This window comes from Amycolatopsis sp. NBC_00348 (assembly GCF_036114655.1).
Classification (GTDB): Bacteria; Actinomycetota; Actinomycetes; order Mycobacteriales; family Pseudonocardiaceae; genus Amycolatopsis.
In genome coordinates, this window is record NZ_CP107994.1 from 4,745,985 (window position 1) to 4,758,861 (window position 12,877).

11 protein-coding genes are annotated in these 12,877 nt (G+C 74.1%); 6 read left to right on the forward strand and 5 right to left on the reverse strand.

Annotated elements, in window-relative coordinates; all coding sequences use genetic code 11:
* Nucleotides 1–797: 797 nt before the first annotated feature.
* The 3 genes from OHS58_RS20685 to OHS58_RS20695 all read right to left on the reverse strand — a co-directional run bounded on the left by OHS58_RS20685 (nt 798) and on the right by OHS58_RS20695 (nt 3,910).
* Nucleotides 798–2,084 carry an ABC transporter substrate-binding protein gene (locus tag OHS58_RS20685; protein WP_328649496.1) on the reverse strand — a complete coding sequence of 429 codons (1,287 nt, stop codon included), beginning with the start codon at nt 2,082–2,084 and terminating at the stop codon, nt 798–800.
* Nucleotides 2,085–2,145: 61 nt separating this feature from the next.
* Entirely contained in the window at nt 2,146–3,243 is a 1,098-nt protein-coding gene (locus OHS58_RS20690; RefSeq protein ID WP_328649497.1) for a substrate-binding domain-containing protein, read from the reverse strand.
* 55 nt (nt 3,244–3,298) lie between these two features.
* On the reverse strand, nt 3,299–3,910 hold the full coding sequence (locus tag OHS58_RS20695; RefSeq protein WP_328649498.1) for a TetR/AcrR family transcriptional regulator: 612 nt from the start codon (nt 3,908–3,910) through the stop codon (nt 3,299–3,301).
* A gap of 364 nt (nt 3,911–4,274) precedes the next feature.
* On the opposite strand from OHS58_RS20695, the gene OHS58_RS20700 reads away from it, so the two are divergent.
* On the forward strand, nt 4,275–5,528 hold the full coding sequence (locus OHS58_RS20700; protein ID WP_326951491.1) for a cation:proton antiporter domain-containing protein: 1,254 nt from the start codon (nt 4,275–4,277) through the stop codon (nt 5,526–5,528).
* A 39-nt stretch (nt 5,529–5,567) separates the two neighbouring features.
* Nucleotides 5,568–5,972, forward strand: coding sequence for a hypothetical protein (locus tag OHS58_RS20705; RefSeq protein ID WP_328649499.1), 405 nt, complete (start codon nt 5,568–5,570; stop codon nt 5,970–5,972).
* A gap of 1 nt (nt 5,973) precedes the next feature.
* On the opposite strand, the gene OHS58_RS20710 is transcribed toward OHS58_RS20705, so the two are convergent.
* The gene (locus OHS58_RS20710) at nt 5,974–7,068 is read right to left on the reverse strand and encodes an FUSC family protein (RefSeq protein WP_326954479.1); all 1,095 of its coding nucleotides are present in this window, start codon (nt 7,066–7,068) and stop codon (nt 5,974–5,976) included.
* Nucleotides 7,069–7,144: 76 nt separating this feature from the next.
* Between OHS58_RS20710 and OHS58_RS20715 the strand changes: the two genes are divergently transcribed.
* From OHS58_RS20715 to OHS58_RS20730, 4 genes are all read left to right on the forward strand, one after another.
* Nucleotides 7,145–8,146 carry an acyl-CoA dehydrogenase family protein gene (locus OHS58_RS20715; RefSeq protein ID WP_326948143.1) on the forward strand — a complete coding sequence of 334 codons (1,002 nt, stop codon included), beginning with the start codon at nt 7,145–7,147 and terminating at the stop codon, nt 8,144–8,146.
* Nucleotides 8,143–9,411 (forward strand): bifunctional PIG-L family deacetylase/class I SAM-dependent methyltransferase, encoded by a 1,269-nt coding sequence (locus OHS58_RS20720; protein WP_328649500.1) that lies wholly within the window; start codon nt 8,143–8,145, stop codon nt 9,409–9,411. The genes OHS58_RS20715 and OHS58_RS20720 overlap by 4 nt, the downstream gene beginning before the upstream one ends.
* The gene (locus OHS58_RS20725) at nt 9,408–10,112 is read left to right on the forward strand and encodes a glycosyltransferase (RefSeq protein WP_326948140.1); all 705 of its coding nucleotides are present in this window, start codon (nt 9,408–9,410) and stop codon (nt 10,110–10,112) included. Before OHS58_RS20720 ends, OHS58_RS20725 begins: the two co-directional genes overlap by 4 nt.
* A 100-nt stretch (nt 10,113–10,212) precedes the next feature.
* Complete coding sequence (locus tag OHS58_RS20730; RefSeq protein WP_328649501.1) at nt 10,213–11,373, forward strand: NAD(P)/FAD-dependent oxidoreductase; 1,161 nt, start codon at nt 10,213–10,215, stop codon at nt 11,371–11,373.
* On the opposite strand, the gene OHS58_RS20735 is transcribed toward OHS58_RS20730, so the two are convergent.
* Nucleotides 11,370–12,851: a SulP family inorganic anion transporter gene (locus OHS58_RS20735; RefSeq protein WP_328649502.1), complete on the reverse strand. Its 1,482-nt coding sequence runs from the start codon at nt 12,849–12,851 to the stop codon at nt 11,370–11,372. The two genes, OHS58_RS20730 and OHS58_RS20735, sit on opposite strands and share 4 nt — an antisense overlap.
* Nucleotides 12,852–12,877: the final 26 nt, after the last annotated feature.

Genomic DNA, 12,877 nt, shown 5'->3' on the forward strand with positions numbered 1-12,877 from the left:
TTTCGCGGGCGGGGTTGCGGGGCGAGTGAGGGTGGCGGTCATCGACGACCTCCGGTCAGCTGGGCCCGGTCGCCGACGGTCGTGCCCGCGCGCGGGTTGGCCGGGCCAGCCAGGGTGGCGGTCATCGGCGACCACCGGCCGGGTGGGCTTGGTCGCCGCCGCGCCGCGGCCCCGCGAGACAGCTCGCCTGCAGCTGGGCTCGGCTGCCGCCGGACCGCAGCTCCGCGAGGCAACTCACGTGCCGCTGCTCGCCGCGATTGAAGTCCGTGAATGCCACATTGAGGGACATAGTGTCCGTGAATGTGGCATTCACGGACTTCGAGAGAACGGCGGCGGGCAGGCAGCTGTCGGCCGCCGTGCTCGGCCGCGAGGGTGCGGTGCGCGTTGGCATGGCGGGCATCAACGACCTCCGGCCGGGCATCGCGCTCGGCCGTGGGAGTGCAGGGCACGTTGGCGCGGCGAGCATCAACAGCCTCCGGCCGGGCGTGGCGGCCGGCCGCGAAAGTGCGGTGCGTGTTGGCGTGGCGGGCATCGACGACCTTCGGCCGGGCATGGCGCACGGCCGCGAGAGTGCGGGGCGGGTCAGGGTGGCGGGTATCGACTGCCTTCGGCCGAGCATCGCGCTCGGCAGTGGGAGTGCGAGACGCGTTGGTGCGGTGGGCATCGGCGGCTGGAGATCGGGCGTGGCGCCCGGGCGGAAGGTGGGCGCTGTGCGCGTGAGTGTGGTCATCGGTGGCCTCCCCGGCGGTCGTGGCGTCCGGCTGAGGGGCGGGAGTCTGTGGTCATCGGGAACCCCCTCAGCTTTCGTGCTCGGTTGTGGCCAAGCCCAGCGCGACCAAGTCCGGCATTGTTGCCTTTTGGGCGTCGCGGACTGCGTCCAGCACTGTGCCTTGGCCGGCGCCCGCTCGGGCGAAGCCGTCTTGCAGGACCCGTTGGGTTGCGCTCATCCGCGGGCCCCAGAGCCAGCCGTCGCGGATCAGGTGGGCCTGGGTGTCGAACAGGCGGTAGATGTCCTGGCCTCCGTAGTAGCTGCGGTCGAACGCTTTGCCGCCCACCTCGACCAGGGCCGGTGCCGCCGGGTACTGGCTGCTTGTGCCGCTCGACAGGCGCGCTCGCAAGGCATCCGGGTGGGAGACCTGCCACTCGATGAACTCCATCGCCGCCTCCGGGTTCGCGCTGTCCTTGGTGATGGCGAACGTCGAGCCGCCGTGGGTGCCGACCGCCGGGTGGGCCGGGTCCCACTGCGGCAGCGGCGCGATCGCCCACTTTCCCTTCTGGCCCGGACGCGCCTTCATCTGCGCGCCCGCGTCCCACGCGCCGCTGAGCCGGGCCACGACCAGGCCCTGCCCGATCTGCGCGTCGCTCTGCCGGCTCAGTGACGCGTTCGTGAAGACCAAGCCGTCCTCGATCAGGCCCTGCCAGTACGCCGAGACGCGCTGGGTCGCGGCGTCGGCGAGCGAGACGTTCCACGCGCCCGCCGACGTGTCGAACCAGCGTGCTCCGGCCTGCCACGCGAACGCGGCGAACTGCAGGGCGCCGTCGGTCGGGAACAGCGCGATCCGGCGGCGGCCGTCGCGGATCCGGCGGGCCGCCGCGGCGAACTCGTCCCACGTGCGGGGAATCGGCCCGCCGAACAGGTCCGCGCGGTAGTGCAGCACCATCGGCTCGACGTCCAAAGGCACGGTGAACACCCGGCCGGCGAACGTCGTCAGCCGCAACGCCTGCGGCAGCAGCTTCGCGCGGAGGCGGTCGCTCACCAGGTCCGTGATGTCGCGGGCGACGCCGTCGATCGCGAAGCCGGGCACCTGCGGGTACTCGATCGTGGCAACGTCGGGGGCGTTGCCGGCGCGGGCGGCGTTGCTCAGCTTCGCGTAACCGCCCTGGTCGCCGGACGGGATCTGCTGGAAGTCGACGCGGATGCGGTTCTGCGTGCGGTTGAACGCGTCGACGACCTGCTGGCTGCCGCGCAGTGCCGACCAGAACGTGATCCGCGTGGGGCCGCCGGCACCGCCGGGCGCCGAGCACGCGGCCGCCAAGGGCAGGGCCAGGCTCGCGGCCAGCACGGCTCGGCGGCTTGCAGGCATCGTCGCCTCCTGTGGTGCGTTACGGGGACGCCCACAGTCTGATCACCTGAACGTTTTTCGGTCAATAATTCCGCTCAACTCGGTCAAACGATCGCGTTGAGGCTCGCGCCTTCAGCTCGGGCAGCACCGCCACCTGACGCGCCGGCCCGGCGCCCGCTTCGAGCCGCTCGAGTAGCAGCCCGGCCGCGAGCCGGCCCACCTCGGCCTTGGCCGGCGCCACCGCGGTCAGCGGCGGGCTCCCCAGCGCCGCGACGACGTCGTCGTAGGCCACGACCGAGCAGTCCCGCGGCACGGCGATCCCGGCCTCGGCCAGCTGCCGGACCAGCATCAGCGCGTCGACGTCGCCGTGCATGACCACGCCGGACGTCCCGCGCTCGCGCACGACGTCGGCCAGCGACGGCCCGGCGGCGACGGCGGCCGGGTCGGCGCCCGCGTCCGGCGCGCTGAGCACCGCGGCCGCGTCCTCGACCTGCGGTCGCGCGGCGCAGATCTCGGCGAAGGCGGCGCGCAACGCCCGGGCCGTCGGGCTGTCGTCACGCGCGGCCAGCACCAGCCGCCGGTGCCCGAGCGCGACCAGGTGCGCCACCGCCAGGTGCATGCCGAACCAGTGATCCGTGCACACCGAATCCCGCGCGTGCAGCGCACTTCCCCGGCGGGGACGGCGTTCCAGCAGCACCACGGGCACCTCGACGCCGGCCAGCCAGCCGTCGTCCGCGGCTTCGGCCGCGACGGTGCGCCAGCGCGGCGCGATCAGCAGGCCCCGGACGTCGTCGCCGGCGAGCGCGCGTTCGACGATCGGCCGCTCCGCGCCCGCGACCTGCGGCGCCGGGTGCAGCACGATCCGCGTGCCGGCCTCCTCCAGCGCTTCGCGGGCGCCGTGGACGACCTCGTTGAGGTAGGCGTGCCGCTCGGGCACGACCAGCGCGACGACGCCGGTGCCCCGCTCCCCCGGCACCGGCGTCCGCCGCACCGGCACCAGCGACCGCGCGACGCCGTGACCGCGGCGAAGACGGCCCTCCCGGGCGAGGTCTTCGACGTCCCGGCGGGCCGTGATGACCGAGACCTCCAGCTCGGCGGCGAGGTCGGTGACCCGCACCTCGCCGCGCGCCTCGACCACGGCCAGGACCCGCTGCCGCCGGTCCGCACCCGTCTCCCGCATCGCGCCACCCTGCTTGCTCGTTTGACCGTTTGATCGAGCATAGCGATCAAACGGCTTACGAGTCGACGGCGCCGAGCATCCGGAAGCCGCGGTCCACGACCGTCTCGAACGGCGTGCCCGGCGAGACGGCCGCGAGCCGGAACGCCGTCTCGAGCACGCCGAGCGTGAGGTCGGCGACCAGCGGCGCGACGACGTCCAGGTCGGCCGCGCCGGCCAGCCGCCCGCGCACGTGCGTTTCGAGCTCGCTCAGCCACCTGATGCGGTTTTCGTAGGCCTGGCCGAGTACCACGCGGGAGCTGACCATGATCCGGGTGTAGGCGGCCGCGTGCGCGAGCGCTTCGGCGTCCATACCCGCCAGGTAGGCCGACACCGCGGCGTGCAGACCGGCGAGCAACGGCTTGTTTTCCTTGTCCAGCAAGGCGAAGAACGCTTCACGCCGCTCGGCGTCGTCCGCGGCGAGGACGTCCTCCTTGGCCGTGAAGTACCGGAAGAAGCTGGCTCGGGAGACGTCGGCGCGCCGCGCGATGTCCTCGACCGTGGTGGCCTCGAAGCCCTGGGTGGTGAAGAGGTCGAACGCGGCCCGGCGGAGGGCCTGCTTGGCGATGGTCTTCTTGCGCTCGCGCAAGCCGACCGCGGGGACGTCGCCGGACGAGCTTCCAGTCGGCATGGCGGAAGCCTACCGACGTGCCGGCGTTTCCCCCGGTGACGCAAGAAAGAATTGGCGTAAAAGAAAAGTCCCGCTTCCGCTCGGCGAAGGCTGAGGGGGAGTTGCCTGCGAGCGGAAGCGGGAGTTCGAGGCCGGTACGGGGGTCGCCTCGCGGCGAGTGGCGCGACACGGCTCCGGCGGACCGGACTTCCGTGAAGGCTGGGGGTGAGGCCCGGGGACCCACCCGTACCGACACTCCTTACAACGTCAGGGAGAACGCGGTGTTCCCGCGCCGCACGGTGACGTGCGGCACTCGCGCCGGGGTTTGCCCGGTGCACCCCCGGGTATTCCGGTGACCACGCCGAACGAAAGAGCTCCCTTGTCCATGTTGACCGTCCTGTTCGGCGTCGCCGGATTGCTCGCGCTCGCCGCCGCGGTGCTGCCGAAGCTGGTCGCCGAACGGCCGTTCTCGACCCCGCTCGTGATGCTCATCGCCGGCGTCGGCCTCGGGCTCCTCCCCCTGCCCGCGCCCTACGGTGGCGGCTGGACCGACCCCACCGCGCACCTGGAGAGCGTCGAATCGTTCGCCCAGCTGGGCATCCTGGTGTCCCTGGCCGGCGCCGGGCTGTCCGTGGACCGCCCGTTCGGGTTCCGTGCCTGGGCGTCGACCTGGCGGCTGCTCGGGATCACGATGCCCGCCATGATCGTCGTGGTCGCGGTGCTCGGCTGGTGGTGGCTGGCGCTGCCCGCCAGCGCCGCGCTGCTGCTCGGCTCGGTGCTCGCGCCGACCGACCCGGTGCTGGCCGGGGACGTCGGGGTGCCGTCACCGGACGTCGAGCCGGGACTGGCGCGGGACAACGAGATCCGGTTCACCCTGACCACCGAAGCCGGGCTCAACGACGGGCTCACGATGCCGTTCGTGCTGCTGGCCCTCGCGCTCGCCGGGCAGCGGGCGGGCGTCGACCTGCGGTGGATCCTGGTCGACCTCGTGCTGCCGGTCGCGGTCGGTGTGCTCGTCGGGCTGGCCGCCGGGTGGGTGCTGGGCTGGGCGATGTTCCGGGCGCCGTCGTCGCGGCTGCGGCTGGCCGAGTACGCCGACGGGCTCGTGCTGCTCGCTCTGGCGTTCCTGCCGTACGCGGTCGCGGAACTGGTGCACGGCAACGGGTTCGTCGCGGTCTTCGTGGCCGCCGTCGCGGTGCGGACGCAGGAGCGGTCCCACGAGTACCACGGTGTGCTGCACTCGTTCGGCCGGCAGCTGGAACGGCTCTTCGTCGCGATCGCGCTGCTCGGGCTCGGCCTGGCCATCGGCGACGGGCTGCTGCAGGGCATCACGGTCGTCGAGGTCGTGCTGACGGTGGTCGCGGTCCTGGTGGTCCGGCCGGTGCTCGGCTGGCTGTCGCTGCTCGGCTCGTCGGCCGGGCGGCACGCCTCCCCCGCCATCGCGTTCTTCGGCGTGCGCGGGATCGGCACGCTGTTCTACCTCGCCTACGCCCTCGACCGGTTCCCGGTGCCGCGGCCGGACGTCCTGTGGCGGATCGGCGCCCTCGCCGTCGCGCTGTCGGTGGTGGTGCACGGCATCCTCGCCGAACCGGCGATCCGCCGGATCGAGTCCCTCGGCGGCCACCTCCCGGTCGGCTGACGCTCGTTTGTCCCCGGCTCCCGCGGGTAGCCCTGGTGCATGAGCCCAGACGAGGACGCCGTCGTCCGGCACCGCCTCCACGCGAAGTTCGCCGGCCCGTCCTGGCTGCAGCCGTGGCTCGAGCGCCACAGCGGCCTCGACCTCGACGCGACCGGGCTGCACGTCCACCTCGGCCCTTGGTCCGTCTCGACGCCGCTGGCCAACCTGGCCGGCGCCGAGGTCAGCGGGCCGTTCAAGCCCTGGCGCGCGCTCGGCGTGCGGCTGTCGCTGGCCGACCGCGGCCTGACGTTCGGCACGAACTCGGCCCGCGGCCTCTGCGTCCGGTTCCGGGACCCGGTGCCCGGCATCGAGCCGTCCGGGCTGCTGCGGCACCCCTCGCTGACGGCGACGATCGCCGAGCCCGACCTGGTCGCCGACGTCCTCAACCAGGCGATCGGCGCCTGACTCAGCGCCGGCCCAGTCGCTCCAGCAGGTGCCGGACCGGGAGCGTCATCGCACCCAGGCCCAGCGCCGGCGTCACGCCGTCCTCCGGCGCCGCCAGCCGCCGCTCCAGCTGGGCCAGCAGCTCGCGGCCGCGGTCCAGGTCCACCGGGTGCCCGGTGGTGCCGACGGCGCGGACGACGTCGGCGACGCTTTCGATGAGCTCGGCCAGCGCGTCGCGGGCGTCGGGCCACGGGAGGACGAACGTCTCCTCGTGCTCCGAAGCCGTCCGGACCGCGCCGATCAGCTGCTCCACCGGGGGCCAGAGCGCGATCAGCGTCTCGGTCCGGCGGTCGTGGTCGTGGCCGGAGCGGGGGTGCCGCCGCCGCAGGTTGAGGACGCGCTCCTCGCGGGTCTGCCGGACGGCGTCGGTGGCCGCGGTGACCAGGCTGCGCAGCTCGCGGGCCTCGCCGAGCCAGTCCTCGACGTCGTCGGGCGGCTCCTCGGCGCGGATCAGCGCGGCCGTGCTGTCGAGGAACGCCGCCATCGCCGTGGCCAGCCGGCCGGCGGCCGCCGCGATGCGCTGCCCGAACAGCGGCGGGTACACCAGCGCGTTGACCGCGGCGCCGATCGCCGCGCCCAGCGCCGTCTCGATCAGCCGGTCGCCGAGCAGGACCGTCGGCGTCCCGTAGGCGATCAGCAGCATGCCCGTGACGCCGACCCAGACGCCGGAGTCGCCGAAGCGGCGCCACGACCCGGCCAGCAGCCCCAGGAACACCACCAGCCCCAGCGCCACCGCGGGCCACGGGATCAGCTGCCCGGCGATCCCGGCCAGGACGACGCCGGCAGCGACCGCGCCGACCTGCTGCGCCCAGCCGCGCACCGACCGGTAGACCGTCGTCTCCACGAGGAACACCGCGGCGTAGGGCGCCAGGAAGGGCTGCGGCAGGTGCAGCACCGCCGTCGCCAGCAGCCACGCCCCGGTGGCCGCGAGGGTCGCCTTCGCGGCCTGCACGAGGACGTGGCGTTCCCGGCCCGGGACGCGGAAGGCGCGCGTCAGCCAGCCCAGCGGCGTCCGGACGCCCTGGCCGAGGACGTCGTCGCCGGCCGCCGATGTCATCTGGTCCACCCGCCGCGACTACCCGGCCCGGCGCCGGTCCACGCATGATCGCCCGGAATCCGGGTACTCGTGCCGCATGATCACGTGGGAGGCCAGACCGGCGCACGGTCTGCTGGAAAACGCTCCGCCGAAACCGCTGCCGCTGCCCCGCTCCACCGCTTCGATCGGGTCCGACCTCCGCACGCTGTACGCGGCGGGCGCGCTCGACCTGCCGCAGCCCGGCACCGGCGGGCTCGTCGGCCGCTGGGCCGCGCTGGCCGCGCTCGGCCGGATCGACCTGACCCTCGCGCGGCTGGCCGAGGGGCACACCGACGCCGTCGCGATCCTCGGCGAAGCCGGCCTGATCCCGGTGCCCGGCGCGCTCTACGGCGTCTGGGCGGCGAAGTCCGGCGGCACCGGCGCGACCCTCGAAGACGGCAGGCTCGGCGGCACCGTGCGGTTCTGCTCCGGACTGTCCCTCCTGGACCGGGCGCTCGTCGCGGCGGGCGACCGGCTGGTCGACGTCGACCTCACCGACCCCGGCGTGCAGCGGCACCCGGACACCTGGCAGGCGGTCGGGATGGACGCCTCCGACAGCGGCGACGTCGTCTTCGACGGCATCCTGGTGTCCGCCGACGCGCACATCGGCCCGCCGGACTGGTACATCGGGCGGCCCGGCTTCGCCCTGGGCGGCGGCGGGGTCGCCGCCGTCTGGCTCGGCGGCGCGGCCGGCGTCTTCGACGGCGTCGTGGCGTACCTGCGCGAGTCCGGCCGCGCCGACGACCACCAGCTGGCCCACCTCGGCGCGATGCACGCCGCGTTGCGCTCGGCCGAGACGCTGCTGCTGCAGGCGGCCGGCACCATCGAGCAGGCCGCCGACCCGTGGCACGTCGCCAGCACGTGCCGCGCGGGCGTCGAGCACGCCGTCCGCGAGATCCTCGACCACGCGCCCCGGCTGACCGGAGCGAGCCCGCTGGGCCGCGACCGCCGGTTCGCCCAGCGGCTGGCCGACCTGAGCGTCTACGTCCGCCAGCACCACGCCGAGCGCGACCTCGCCGCGCTGGGCCGGCAGGTGCTGGACGCCGTGGAGGACGTGTGACACCCGAGACCGCCTGGACCCGGGAGTTCCCCGGGTGGACGGACGACGCGTTCACCCGCGCGCTGGTCGTCGCCGCCCACCCGGACGACGAGACGCTCGGCGCGAGCGGCCTGCTGCAGCACCTGCACCACGCGGGCACCGCCGTGACGCTCGTCGTCGCCACCGACGGCGAGGCCGCGTTCCCCGACGCCGGGCCCGAGGAGCGCCGGGAGCTGGGCCGCACCCGGCGCCGGGAACTGCGGGATTCCCTGCGGGAGCAAGGACTTTCCGACGTCGAACCGGTCTGGCTCGGCCTGCCCGACTCCGGGCTCGCCGACCGCGAGGGCGAGCTGACCGACGCGCTGCGCGAGCACGCCGAGGGCCGCGACCTCGTGCTGCTGCCGTGGCCGGAAGACCCGCACCCGGACCACCGCGCGGCCGGCCGGGCCGCGCTCGCCGCCGCGCCGGTGACCGCCCACCGCTGGTCCTACCCGATCTGGCTGTGGCACTGGCACTCCCCCGCGGACACCGGGATCCCCTGGCCGCGGGCCCGGTCCTACCGGCTGACCGACGCCGAGCGCGCCGCCAAGACGGCCGCCGTCGCGGCGTTCACCTCCCAGCTCAAGCCCGGGCCGCGGGGTGAGGACCCGATCCTGCCGCCGGAGGTCCTCGCGCACTTCGACCGGCCGGCCGAGACGTTCTTCCGGGAGCCGCCCGCGCGGTCGGCGCCGGTGAGCCGGTTCGCCGAGCTGTACGCCGCGGACGACGACCCGTGGCACGTCGCCGACGGCTGGTACGAGCGGCGCAAGCGCGCGGTGCTGCTCGCTTCCCTGCCGCAGGAGCACTACGGCACGATCGTCGAGCCGGCGTGCGGCCTCGGGCTGCTGACCCGCGATCTGGCGGCACGTTGTGACCGGCTGGTCGCCTTCGATCCGGTTCCCGAAGCCGTCACGCGGGCTGCTTCTTCGGTGGCCGGCCTGTCGCATGTGGACGTCCACAGTGGATCTGTCCCTTCCGGGCTCCCGAGTGGACCGGTGGATCTGCTGGTGTACAGCGAACTCCTGTACTACCTGGACGACGCCGACCTCACCGCGACCATCGAGGCGTCGGCGGCGGCGCTGCGGCCGGGCGGGGAGCTGGTCGCCGTCCACTGGCGGCCGTGGGCCCCGGAGGCGCCCCGCGACGCCGCCGAAGCGCACGGACGGCTGCTCGCGCACCCGGCGTTCGACCAGGTGGTGGCCCACACGGACGAGGCATTCCTGCTGCACGTGCTGAGGCGCCGGTGATCACGGCCGTCGGCGTCGTCGTCCCGGCGCGGGACGAGCGGGACCTGATCGAGCCGTGCCTGCGCGCGCTCCGGCAGGCGCTGTGGCGGCTGCCCGCGCGGGTCGAACGCGCGGTGTGCGTCGTCGCCGACCGGTGCGCGGACGACACCGCCGCCCGCGCCCGCGCCGTGTTCGGCGGCTGGGCGACGGGCCGGGTCGTGGTCACCGGCCGGGAGCGCACCATCGGCGAGGTCCGCGACCTCGGCGCCCACGCGGTGCGGACCGACCTGGCCGGGCACGCGGCGTCGCAGGTGCTGCTGCTCAACACGGACGCCGACACGCGGGTCGGCGTCGGCTGGGCGCGCGAGCACCTGCGCCGCGTCGAGCGGGGCGCGCACGCGGTCACCGGCCCGGCCGAGCTGGCGGCGCCGTTCCCGGGGTCACCGGACGCGGCCCGCCGCTACCACGGGGTGGTCGCGGGCGGGGTGAACGTCTACGGCGCCAACCTCGGAGTCCGCGCGGACGCGTTCGACACGGTCGGCGGCTTCGGCGTCTGCCGCACGGGCGAGGACCACGACCTGTGGCGCCGCCTCGGCGAAGCCGGGTTCCACTGCCGGGTCGAGCCCGCGGCGGTGGTCCGCACGAGCGCCCGCCTCGACGGCCGCGCTCCGGACGGGCTGGCGGCGCTCCTTCGTACGTTGCGGGAGGAACCGGTCGCCTGAGCTGCGCCCGGCGCGACGGGCCCGCCGCGCTGCTTCGTACGTTGCGGGCGGAACCCCGTCGCCGGACGATTACCCCGGCCCGTGGTGGGTACGCCGAAGGATGACCTCCGAAAGCCTGGTAGTGATCGGCAGTGGCGCGGCCGGGGTGTCGGCCGCCCGGGCGTATCGCGAAGCCGGTGGGCGCGGCGATGTCCGCCTGCTCACCGCCGACACCGATCCGCCCTACGAGCGGCCGCCGTTGTCCAAGGACTTCCTGCGTGGCGAGACCGACGACATCGGCATGGAGAGCGAGGAGTTCTTCACCGCGCAGGACATTTCGGTCTCGCTGGGCGATCCGGTCGTCGAACTCGGTGATCACCGCGTGCGCACCGCCGCCGGTCTGGAGCACGCCTTCACCCGCTGTGTGCTCGCGACCGGCGCCGAGCCCGTGCGGCCGGACATTCCCGGCGCGGAGCACGTCGACGTGCTGGTGCTGCGCTCGGCGAAGTCGGCGCGCGAGCTGCAGAAGGTCGCGTCCGACGCGCGCAGTGCGATCGTCGTCGGCGCCGGGTTCATCGGCTGCGAGGCCGCGGTTTCGCTCGTGCGCCTCGGGGTGCAGGTGACCGTCGTCTGCCAGGAGGACGTCCCGCAGGAAGCCCGCCTCGGCCGCGACGCCGGGATCCGGATCCTGCGGTGGCTCAAGGCCGAAGGCGTCAGCGTGCTGCGCGGCACGACGCTGGAGTCGATCGAGGCCGGGCACCGGATCCGCTCGGACCTGGTACCGGTGCTCGACGCCGGGCTCGTCCTGCTCGCCACCGGCATCCGCCCCCGGAGCACGCTCGCCGAGAAGGCCGGGCTGACGATCGAGCAGGGCCGCGTCCGCACCGACGCCCGGCTGCGCACCAGCGCGGCCGACGTCTTCGCGGCCGGCGACGTCGCCTTCGCGGACAACACCGCCGCGGGCCGCGCCCTGGCCGTCGAGCACTGGGGCGAGGGCCTGGCCATGGGCGCGATCGCCGGCCGCAACGCCGCCGGCGAGTCCGAGACCTGGGACGACGTCCCGGGGTTCTGGTCCGAGATCGGCGACCGGGTGCTGAAGTACGCCGCCTGGGGCGACGGCTTCGACCACGCCCACCTGGTCGAGCGCGACGGCGGCGGCTTCACGGTCTGGTACGAACGCGACGGCGCGGCGGTCGGCGTCCTCACCCACGAAGCAGACGACGACTACGAGCGCGGCGAGGAGCTGATCCGCAAGCACGAGCCGGTGCCCGCGAAGGGTTAAGCGCGAAGCTCCCCGGACAGCCGCCGGTGCATGGTCGCGCTGCGCTCGTCGAGCCCGGCGATCTCCACGCTCTTCCCGCGGTTTTCGTACTTCGCGGTGACGGCGTCGAGCGCGGCGACGGTCGAGGCGTCCCAGATCCGGGCCCCGGTGAGGTCGACGACCACGCTGTCCGGGTCGCCGGCGTAGTCGAACCGCGAGACGAGGTCGTTGCTGGAGGCGAAGAACAGCTCCCCCGCGACCGCGTAGACGATCTGGGTGCCGTCCGGGTCGGTGACGGCGGTGACCTCGACGACGCGCGCGACCCGGCGGGCGAAGATGACCATCGCGAGGACGCTGCCGACGACCACGCCGATGGCGAGGTTGTCGGTGGCCACGACGACGGCGACGGTGATGACCATGACGCCGATCTCGCCGGCGGGCAGGCGCTTGAGCGTGGCCGGAGCGACGCTGTGCCAGTCGAAGGTGCCGAACGCGACCAGCACCATCACCGCGATCAGCGCCGCCATCGGGATGTCGGACACGACCGGGCCGAACACGATGCACAGGATCATCAGGAACGTCCCGGCCAGGAACGTCGAGAGCCGGGTGCGCGCGCCGGCCGTCTTGACGTTGATCATGGTCTGGCCGATCATCGCGCAGCCGCCCATGCCGCCGAAGATCCCGGTGACGACGTTGGCGACGCCCTGCCCGATCGCCTCGCGGGTCTTGCTGGAGCGGGTGTCGGTGAGGTCGTCGACCAGCTTCGCGGTCATCAGCGACTCCATCAGCCCGACCAGCGCGAACGCCAGCGCGTAGGGCGCCAGCAGGGTGAGGGTGGCCCAGGTGAACGGCACGTCCGGCACGCCGGGGACCGGCAGCGACGACGGCAGCGCGCCCTTGTCCCCCACCGTCGGGACGGTGATCCCGGCGGCGATCGTCAACGCCGTGAGCGCGACGATGGCCACCAGCGGCGCCGGGACGGCCCGGGTCAGCTTCGGGAGCAGCACCATGATCAGCAGCCCGGCGGCGAACAGCGGGTAGACCGGCCACGGGACGTCGATCAGCTCCGGCACCTGCGCCAGGAAGATCAGGATGGCCAGGGCGTTGACGAAGCCGACCATCACGCTGCGCGGCACGAACCGCATCAGCTTCGCGACGCCGAGGGAGCCGAGCACGATCTGGAACAGGCCGCCGAGGATGACCGTGGCGACGAGGTAGCCCAGGCCGTGCTCCCGGGCGAGCGGCGCGACGACGAGGGCGATCGCGCCGGTGGCCGCGGAGATCATCGCCGCGCGCCCGCCGGCGACCGAGATCACCACGGCCATCGTGAACGACGCGCACAGCCCGATCCGCGGGTCGACCCCGGCGATGATCGAGAACGAGATCGCTTCGGGGATCAGCGCGAGCGCGACGACCAGCCCGGCGAGGACCTCGGTGCGGGCGACCTTCGGCGAGAGCCACGCCGGGCGCGCACGCGGGAACAGCGGAACTGAAGGCACGGGGAACGACCAGACATGCTCGGACG

Coding starts and splice junctions, on each gene's coding strand:
- OHS58_RS20705 (WP_328649499.1), top strand. CDS start 5,568: ATGAGCCCAGACGAGGACGCCGTCGTCCGGCACCGCCTCCACGCGAAG.
- OHS58_RS20715 (WP_326948143.1), top strand. CDS start 7,145: ATGATCACGTGGGAGGCCAGACCGGCGCACGGTCTGCTGGAAAACGCT.
- OHS58_RS20710 (WP_326954479.1), bottom strand. CDS start 7,068: ATGACATCGGCGGCCGGCGACGACGTCCTCGGCCAGGGCGTCCGGACG.
- OHS58_RS20685 (WP_328649496.1), bottom strand. CDS start 2,084: ATGCCTGCAAGCCGCCGAGCCGTGCTGGCCGCGAGCCTGGCCCTGCCC.
- OHS58_RS20730 (WP_328649501.1), top strand. CDS start 10,213: ATGACCTCCGAAAGCCTGGTAGTGATCGGCAGTGGCGCGGCCGGGGTG.
- OHS58_RS20695 (WP_328649498.1), bottom strand. CDS start 3,910: ATGCCGACTGGAAGCTCGTCCGGCGACGTCCCCGCGGTCGGCTTGCGC.
- OHS58_RS20700 (WP_326951491.1), top strand. CDS start 4,275: ATGTTGACCGTCCTGTTCGGCGTCGCCGGATTGCTCGCGCTCGCCGCC.
- OHS58_RS20690 (WP_328649497.1), bottom strand. CDS start 3,243: ATGCGGGAGACGGGTGCGGACCGGCGGCAGCGGGTCCTGGCCGTGGTC.